Consider the following 8,477-nt stretch of genomic DNA (forward strand, 5'->3'; position numbering starts at 1 on the left):
GGTCCACGGCTACAATCACCACAGACCCCACACCGGCATCGGCGGCAAGTCACCTATCGAACGCGTTCACAACGTCCCCGGGAACTACAGCTAGCTGAACTTCTTGCGAGCGGCCTTTGCCGCCCTGTTCCGCGCCTTCTTTGCCTTGGCACGGGCCTTCTTGACCTTCGGGTCATTCCAATACTTCGTTGCGGCGTGGGTGATCTCCTTGTACCGGTCTTCGCCCGCCTTTGCCCCCAGCACGTAGGCCGCGAAGGCAACGAGCACGATCAGCACGTACTTGAACTTCATAATCTTCTCCCTTGGTTACCGCCCCAACGGTGCCCTCATCCGGGCGGATGGTCAATCCCTTCGCGGCAGATCCTCGGGTGGGCATTCCTCGAAATCGTCTCCTGTCAATGGCTGCTCTGAAAGTCACCGCCGTTCTAGGCTCGAAACACACTCGGCGCAATGGGGCCCGAATACATCGGAGCAGGACACATGACCATCCACTCGACAGCCACTCGCGGCATCGGCAGCTCCGATGGCAACGGGCGATCCTTCGACAAGATCGTGCGCCACGGGGGTCGGAGCTTCCTGGCCACCTCCACCATGGCGGCGATTTTCGCGGCCCGCGCGGAGGATGTCGTCGCCCGCCTGGATACCGAGCTCGTGCCGCTTCTCCATCGCGACGGCGTCGAGTTGCTGCTCGTCGGACCGAACACCGCGTTCTCGGTCGTCAATGCCGCAGACGGCCTTCGGGGGTCCTCCCCCCGCCAGTAGCACCCTGCGGGCGAGGGAGGCTCGTGCAATTTGTCGAGGGATGTTAGCGTTCGGGCACCGAACAAAGGACGTCGTCGTGCCCTTCACCCTCTCTCCCCTCGTGGCGATCATCGCCGCCGTGATCATTGTCTTCCTCATCGTGCTCATCTACGCGAAGTCGATCTACAAGAATGCGGGACCGGATGAGGCGATCCTGATCACCGGCAAAAGGGCCAGGGTGAAGACCGTCGATGGCGTCGCGACCGAGGAGTCGGGCATCCGCATCGTCGTCGGCTCCGGCGTCTTCATCACCCCGTTCTTCCAGAAGGCGTTCAAGATCAGCCTGCGATCGCGCGCGATCGAGCTCGCCGCGGTGGCTCAGGATGCCCGGGGAATCACCCTCACCGTCGAGGCCGTTGCCATCGTGAAGGTGGGCGACACCCACTCCGCCATCCTCGCCGCCGGTCAGCGCTTCATCGGCAACGACAAGAACATCGACGGTTTCGCCCTCGAGGTGCTGTCGGGTTCGCTGCGCTCCTCCATCGGTGGGACGGATGTGCAGACCATCATCCAGAAGCGCGACGAACTGGGTGCCGCTGTGCTCTCCACCGCGCGCGAGTCTCTGCTCAGCCAGGGCCTCGACGTCGACTCATTCGAGATCAAGGGCATCTCCGACGACAACGACTACATCCACAACATGGGCCGTGCCGAGCAGGCCTCCGTGCTGAAGGCCGCAGAGGTGGCCGAGGCCCAGGCAGGCCAGGCCTCGCAGGAGGCTTCCATCGCGGCGGAACAGGCCGTGGCGATCGCCCAGAACACCCTCGCGCTCAAGCGCGCTGCCCTGCAGCTCGACACCGACAAGGCCACGGCGGAAGCCGCCGGCGCCAAGCCACTCGCCGAGGCGAAGACCCAGCAGAACATCGTGCACGAGCAGGAGGTGACCGCGCAGGCCGCAGCGAAGCTCCGCACCGCGCAGCTGGCCTCGGAGGTCAACGCGGTCGCGGATGCGGATGCCTACCGCGTGAAGGTCGCGGCGAACGCCGCCGCCGAGGCCCGAGTGATCGCCGCCACCGCCGAACGGGACAGCCGGGTCGCGAATGCCGAGGCGATCCGCGCGGAGGGTCAAGCCACGGCCGACGCGATCCTCGCCAAGGGCCAGGCGGAGGCGGAGGCAACCAAGCTCGCGGCCGAGGCCGTCGCCCAGAAGTCCGAGGCGCTCATCCAGCTGCGACTCGTCGAGATGCTGCCGCAGATCGCCCATGAGCTTGCGGCCCCGATGGGCAACATCGACCAGCTGACGGTCGTGTCGACGGATGGCGCGAGCCAGCTGACCAAGAACGTCGCTGGGGGCTTCACCGAGATCGACGCCGTGCTCAAGTCGACCACCGGAATCGACCTCCGCGGGCTGCTCGGCAGCTTCGCCGGCGGCGCTGCCGCCGGGGCAGCGGCGGGGGCTTCGGCGACCGCGTCACGAACGGCCGCACCCGCTGAGGCGCTGGTGGTGGATCAGCCCCAGATCTAGCAGGGCCACGGCTCCGGCGAAGAAACCGCTTGAGCGATCGATGGGACCGCCGCGATCGCTTCTCTACTGCCGCTCTGCCCATTGTGGGCCGCTGTCCTCGACCGCGCGAGACCTATTTGATATATGTCGAATTAATGCGACACTGGTCGCATGCCCAAAGCACTGCCCGTTCTCGACGACATCTCGCCCATCTGCTGCGCGCCGCTGTCGTCCACCCCGGACTTCCCCCTCGACGATGCGGTTCGCCTCGCCGTGCGCCTGAAGGCCATGGCAGACCCGGCTCGGCTTCGACTCATCGCCTACATGCTGAACCAGCCGAACCAGGAAGCGTGCACCTGTGACCTGGCTCCAGCCGTTGGACTATCGGAGGCGACGGTCAGTCATCACCTGAAGACTCTCGAGAAGGCCGGGCTGGTCTCGAAGGAGCGCCGGGGCATGAATGTGCATTACGCGGTGGAATCCCCAGCCATCCGCGCTCTCGGCGTCGCCATCCACCTCGACGCCCCCGCCGCTCTCGACCCCACCGACTGTTCTGCCTGACCGAGAAAGAGGACACCATGCCAACAATCCGTATTTACGAACCCGCGCTGTGCTGCGACACCGGAGTCTGTGGAGTAGACGTAGACCAGTCGCTGGTCACCGTCACCGCAGACGTTCGGCGTTTGCAGGAACTGGGCGCCGACATCGTGCGCCACAACCTGGCCACCGACCCCACCGCATTCACCGGCGACGAGACGGTGCGGGCCTTCATGAACACCGTCGGGTCGAAAGGACTTCCGCTGACTGTGGTCGACGGAGTCACAGTCGCCATCGGCTCCTACCCCACGGGGGAGGCACTTCGCGACTTCGCCGGGCTCGGCGCTCCCGATGAGCCGTCTCGTTCTCGCCTCGATCTCGGGCTCACCGAGAGCTCGGTCGGGGGTTGCTGCGGCGGTTCCGGATGTTGCTGAGACGATCGTGAAGTTTCTCGAAGACCCGCCCCGGTTCGTCTTCTTCACCGGCAAAGGCGGGGTCGGTAAGACCTCGGTTGCCTGTGCGACGGCGCTGGAGCTCGCCGGCGGCGGAAAGCGGGTTCTGCTCGTCAGCACCGACCCCGCGTCCAACATCGGACAGGTCTTCGACCTGACGATCGGCAACACGATCACGGCAGTATCCGCAGTCCCGGGGCTGTCAGCGCTCGAGATCGATCCGGAGCAAGCGGCTCAGGCGTACCGCGAACGGATCATCGCACCCGTGCGAGGGCTGCTTCCCGAGAGCGAGATCGCCGGGATTGCCGAGAGCCTCTCCGGATCGTGCACTACAGAGATCGCGTCATTCGATGAGTTCACGAACCTGCTCACCGACACCGCGGCCTATGGACTCTACGACCACATCATCTTCGACACCGCCCCAACCGGCCACACCATCCGGCTGCTGCAACTGCCGGGATCGTGGACGGAGTTCCTGTCCACCGGCAAGGGCGACGCCTCCTGTCTCGGACCGATGTCGGGGCTGGAGAAACACCGGACCATCTACGCGAACGCGGTCGAGGTACTCACCGATCCCACGCGCACCCGCCTGGTTCTCGTCGGTCGCGCACAGGCATCCTCCCTGGCCGAAATCGATCGCACCTTCGGGGAGCTGTCGGAGATCGGCATCCGCACCGGATACGTCGTGATCAACGGGGTGTTGCCCGATGCCGCCGGTGATGAGCCCATCGCCGAAGCCGTGCGGAACCGGGAAGGCGAAGCCATCCGAGCCATGCCGCCCTCGATTGCGGCGCTGCCGCGAGACACACTCGAGCTGAAGACCGGCAACATGGTGGGCATCGCGGCACTCCGAAGCCTCTTTGCGGCCGGTTCGTTGGCATCCCCCATTCTTTCGCGGGCCGATGAGACCATCGACGCACCCCTTGCCGCCCTCGTCGATGAGCTGGAGAGGGACGACCACGGTCTCATCCTCTGCATGGGCAAGGGCGGCGTCGGCAAGACCACCATCGCTGCCGCGGTCGCCGTCGCCCTCGCGGAACGAGGACACGAGGTCCACCTCACCACCACCGATCCCGCAGCGCATCTGACGGAGACGCTTCACGGCAGCGTGCCGGGGCTGACCGTCTCCCGAATAGATCCGGAAGTGGCGACGCGACAGTATCGCGACCACGTCCTGGCCACCAAGGGCAAAGAACTCGACGAGAACGGCAGGCTGGCCCTGGCCGAAGACCTCCTTTCGCCGTGCACCGAGGAGGTGGCGGTCTTCCAGCAGTTCTCCCGCGCGGTCCATGAATCGCGGCGCCAGTTCGTCGTGATCGACACTGCCCCAACGGGCCACACGCTGCTGCTCCTGGATGCCACAGGCTCCTATCACCGCGAGATTGCCCGACAGATCGGCGACAGCCTCTCGTTCGTCACTCCGCTGATGCGACTGCAGGACCCCGAGCAGACGAAGGTGATTCTCGTCACACTCGCCGAGACGACGCCGGTGCTCGAGGCCGAAGGACTCCAGCAGGATCTCGAACGGGCGGGCATCCACCCCTGGGCCTGGGTGGTGAACAACTCGATCGCGGCGGCGCATCCACGATCGCCGTTCCTGCGTCAGCGCGCCGCGAACGAGGTCGAGCAACTCGGCCGGGTACGGGCTCTCAGCCCGCGGCTGGCGATCGTTCCTCTCCTGGCCGAGGAGCCCATCGGTGAACGGCGGCTTTCAGCGTTGACCGATGGTGCACGCCAGCCCGCCTGACCGCTCCTGATCGCCCCCGCCGGCCACGCCGATAGTCGAGGCCGGCGCGGTCAGTCGATTTCGGGCAGCAGCTCGGCAAGCAGCGCCAGAACACGGGCTTTGATGTCGTCGCGGATCGGGCGCACCTCGTCGATGGGCTTGCCTTTCGGATCCGTCAGCTCCCAGTCTTCGTAGCGCTTTCCGGGGAAGATCGGACAGACGTCTCCGCAGCCCATGGTGATGACCACGTCGGAGTCCTCGACCTGCTCGGTGGTCATGAGCTGGGGCACCGCCTGGGAGATGTCGATGCCCTCCTCTGCCATGGCCTGGATCGCCATCGGATTGATCTGGTCACCCGGCTCGGACCCGCCGGATCGCACCTCGACGGCACCCCCGGAGAGCTCGCGCATGTACCCGGCGGCCATCTGCGAACGGCCCGCGTTGTGGATGCAGACGAACAGGACTGTCGGCTTCTCGGCCATCGGATTCCCAATCTTTCGACGATACCGAAAGCATAGACCGTCATCTATAAGTTGCGGCCGCGGTTGGTAGACACGTCAGGCGGAGCTCACCGCGAGCGCCACGAGGAGTTCCCGCACCCGCGATTCGATGTCGTCCCGGATGCCCCGCACCCGTCCGATCGGCAGGCCCACCGGGTCCTCGATATTCCAATCGAGGTACCGTGTGCCCGGATAGATCGGGCAGGCATCCCCGCAGCCCATCGTGACCACGACATCAGCCGCGCGCACGACCTCGTCCGTGAGCGGTTTCGGAAACTCGGCGCCGATCGAGACTCCGATCTCGTCCAGTGCAGTCACGACCACCGACCGCACGGCACCGGCCGGCGCGGAACCGGCCGTACGGACCCGCACGGCGTCCCCGGCGAGGTGTCGAAGGATCGCCGCCGCGATCTGAGACCGGCCCGCGTTCTGCACGCAGACGAACAACACCTCGGGAACGTTCCTGAGTGAGGTCGATTCGCTGCGGGCAAGGGCCGACAGCCGTTCGGCAGCGAACCGCGAGGTGCGGGACGGGAGGTGACGCGCTCCTCGCAGCCCCTCCGTCAGGAGGGCGTGACTCTCCCGCACATACCGTTGAACGGTCTCGAGCCCGAACACTCCCGCGAACCGCGAGGCGAGATCGGTCGAGATTCGCTCGAGCACCGCGTCGGCCAGCACCGTGGCGCTCGGAGGGTCCAGCACCTCCGCCACACGATCGACATGATCCGGATGCATCGAATACCAGGCGAGGCGGCCCTCTGGCGTTCGCGTAAGCAGGCCCTCATCCACCAACGCTTTCAGGTGGTGGCTCACCGTCGGTTGGCGCAGTCCCAACTGGAGCGCGAGTTCCCCTACCGAGCGCCTGCCCACCGGGCTCTCCATGATGAGACCGAGGATGCGCGCGCGGGTCGGATCCGCGAGGAGCTTCAGCTCCCCGAAGACCCGTGCCTCGTGTCCCATAGACGGCAGTCTATGGGAGGGGTTGTCGAGCGCGTCATCAGCATCACCCGAACCGGATGACCCTCAGGCCGGCCGCATCCAGAGCCGCGAGACCGATGCGTTGCCGGATCGACCGTCGCAGTTGGAGCGGCACCAACTCCGGCACTGCCATGGTGACCTGGAAGAGGATCTCCGACGCGAGAAGCCGGCGCAGACGCAGCGGCGCCATGCGCGAGCGGCCGCTCTGGATCACGCAGATCTGCACGGCGTCAGGCGCGAGCAGGGCATCCATCCCCCGCAGCATCGTGGCAGCACGCGCGAACGACGATCGGCGGCCGTCGCCATCGACGGCGAGGATGACGATCGCCGCCTTCTGGCCACTCGCGATGAGCGTGGCGCGATCGGTCACCGTGATGTCGGACTGCTCACTGCCCGAGCGGATGATCCCGAGCAACCCGTCCGCGTCGCCGTCGATGAGGATCGGGCTCGCCGACAGCCGGTCTGCCGCGGCACGAAGGGCTTCGGCGCGAGTTCTCGGGGAGGGCATGAGTACATCATCCGGGATCGGAGAGTTCGCGTGGTGTGGTGCACCCCCCCGGACTTGAACCGGGAACCCACTGAGCAGGATTGAAACTGCTAAGGCCGTCCCGAAAAGTCCTAAAACCAGGCTTGGACGGCATTTTTAGCGACATCGAGTCTCTTGCAGGGACATAGCGGTACTCACCGGTATCGGGGTGCCGGTTTCCATTTCGGTGAGAATTCGGTGAGTAGAGAGTGACTCGCGCCCGCTCCACCGGGCGCTTGGGGCCAATTGTTGTCAGAAGTGAAGGCGTTTTACCAGGGGTTACTGTCCCATCATTGCTGCGGTCTACGACTTCCCGATCACCTGATCTTGTGCTTTGGGGAGCTCACCCGCGATCGTCAACACCCTTTGCAAAATGAGTTCCAAACTGTCGGTCATTAGTTATCGACTAATCATCGATTAGATATTGACTAACTCCTCAAAACGCTCTAGATTCGATCGATAGTCATTGACTTATCGATGATAACGGAGCAACTATGTCATTAGATTCAGAAGCGTTGGAGACAATCGCCGCCAGCTTCCGCTCGCTTGCCGACCAACTCGAGATATTGGCTGGCGCGGATCGCGCGGACACGGCTCCTTATGTAGTGCGTGCCGAACACAGCTTTCTTGCTCATGGTTCTGTTTTTGATCCCGAGCACGATGTGCCTCCGGTGACGCCGAAAGTTCACGGTACCCGTGAGGAGCAGGACTGGTGCGGGATTGTGTTTTTCGGCCGCCTTCGCGCGCTGAATATCAGACAGCGACGTGGCGCTGACACGACCGAGCAAAAGGCGATCGGATACGCGGCTGGCTACAAGGGGCGTGCGGGGTTCAACGGTTGGCCGTGGACATCGCAAGACCGTGAGAATGGCCGCTGGATCACGGACGATGGTGACCTCACTGAGGAAGACAAAGCCAAGGAACGCATCAGCGGCATGGCCTTCCTTCGTGAGTACGCCAAGCGGCGTGGCATCGTGCTCCCCGATGACCTGGCATGAACTGTGAGTTTGACCTGCAAACATTTTCTTGAACACCGCTTAGCCGATTCCTTTTAAAGTCTTTTGAGATCGAAGGCCACGACCTCGAGCCCCTCCCCGGAGCAACTCTGCAGTTCTAACTGCCGGGCCGTCGTTCGGCGAAAGAAGAACTGGATCTCATTTGTGGAGGCGTCCAACCTAGGCAAGAAGACGCATAGGCTCCCCGACAGTGCGTCCTGTTTTGGCACTACGCTCCCCCGACAACGCGATCAATTCAGCGGTCAACCGGACACTTCGAATGGCGCGGGCATCCGGATCGTCCAGCCGATCGCCCAGCGTTCCGCCTCCACCAGTCCGAGGCCGAGCGCTCCGGGCACGCCGGCGCAGCCAATGACAAGTTGCCCGTTAGGCGATGAGAAGTGGTACGACGGGCACTGAGCGACTGGGACTGCCCCGAGTTCAGTTGACTCGTTGGGTTAGTGGTTTTATGCGGCGTTGAGGGCCATGTTGATTGTCTCAAACTCGATCGGGGTGAGTTT

General features: G+C 64.4%; 10 protein-coding genes. 6 read left to right on the forward strand and 4 right to left on the reverse strand.

The features are described 5' to 3' along the window. Nucleotides 1-90: 90 nt before the first annotated feature. Nucleotides 91-291: a hypothetical protein gene (locus tag ABIB54_RS17360; RefSeq protein WP_354576783.1), complete on the reverse strand. Its 201-nt coding sequence runs from the start codon at nt 289-291 to the stop codon at nt 91-93. A gap of 189 nt (nt 292-480) precedes the next feature. Between ABIB54_RS17360 and ABIB54_RS17365 the strand changes: the two genes are divergently transcribed. From ABIB54_RS17365 to arsA, 5 genes are all read left to right on the forward strand, one after another. After that, entirely contained in the window at nt 481-762 is a 282-nt protein-coding gene (locus ABIB54_RS17365) for a hypothetical protein (RefSeq protein WP_354576784.1), read from the forward strand. Between the two features lie 76 nt (nt 763-838). Then, nucleotides 839-2,263 (forward strand): SPFH domain-containing protein, encoded by a 1,425-nt coding sequence (locus tag ABIB54_RS17370; protein ID WP_354576785.1) that lies wholly within the window; start codon nt 839-841, stop codon nt 2,261-2,263. A gap of 150 nt (nt 2,264-2,413) precedes the next feature. Continuing rightward, the gene (locus tag ABIB54_RS17375) at nt 2,414-2,803 is read left to right on the forward strand and encodes a metalloregulator ArsR/SmtB family transcription factor (RefSeq protein WP_354576786.1); all 390 of its coding nucleotides are present in this window, start codon (nt 2,414-2,416) and stop codon (nt 2,801-2,803) included. Between the two features lie 17 nt (nt 2,804-2,820). Beyond that, nucleotides 2,821-3,213, forward strand: coding sequence for an arsenite efflux transporter metallochaperone ArsD (gene arsD / locus ABIB54_RS17380; protein ID WP_354576787.1), 393 nt, complete (start codon nt 2,821-2,823; stop codon nt 3,211-3,213). Between the two features lie 7 nt (nt 3,214-3,220). After that, on the forward strand, nt 3,221-4,978 hold the full coding sequence (arsA, locus tag ABIB54_RS17385) for an arsenical pump-driving ATPase (RefSeq protein WP_354576788.1): 1,758 nt from the start codon (nt 3,221-3,223) through the stop codon (nt 4,976-4,978). Nucleotides 4,979-5,028: 50 nt separating this feature from the next. On the opposite strand, the gene ABIB54_RS17390 is transcribed toward arsA, so the two are convergent. From ABIB54_RS17390 to ABIB54_RS17400, 3 genes are all read right to left on the reverse strand, one after another. Continuing rightward, complete coding sequence (locus ABIB54_RS17390) at nt 5,029-5,439, reverse strand: arsenate reductase ArsC (protein ID WP_354576789.1); 411 nt, start codon at nt 5,437-5,439, stop codon at nt 5,029-5,031. Between the two features lie 75 nt (nt 5,440-5,514). Further along, a complete protein-coding gene (locus ABIB54_RS17395; RefSeq protein ID WP_354576790.1) occupies nt 5,515-6,417 on the reverse strand; it encodes a metalloregulator ArsR/SmtB family transcription factor in 903 nt (300 codons plus the stop codon). Between the two features lie 43 nt (nt 6,418-6,460). Then, nucleotides 6,461-6,943, reverse strand: a complete 483-nt coding sequence (locus tag ABIB54_RS17400; RefSeq protein WP_354576791.1) for a hypothetical protein — start codon at nt 6,941-6,943, stop codon at nt 6,461-6,463. A gap of 512 nt (nt 6,944-7,455) precedes the next feature. Here ABIB54_RS17400 and ABIB54_RS17405 point away from each other — a divergent pair. Then, nucleotides 7,456-7,959, forward strand: coding sequence for a hypothetical protein (locus ABIB54_RS17405; RefSeq protein ID WP_354576792.1), 504 nt, complete (start codon nt 7,456-7,458; stop codon nt 7,957-7,959). Nucleotides 7,960-8,477: the final 518 nt, after the last annotated feature.

The organism is Frigoribacterium sp. UYMn621 (genome assembly GCF_040549525.1).
Taxonomy (GTDB): domain Bacteria; phylum Actinomycetota; class Actinomycetes; order Actinomycetales; family Microbacteriaceae; genus Lacisediminihabitans.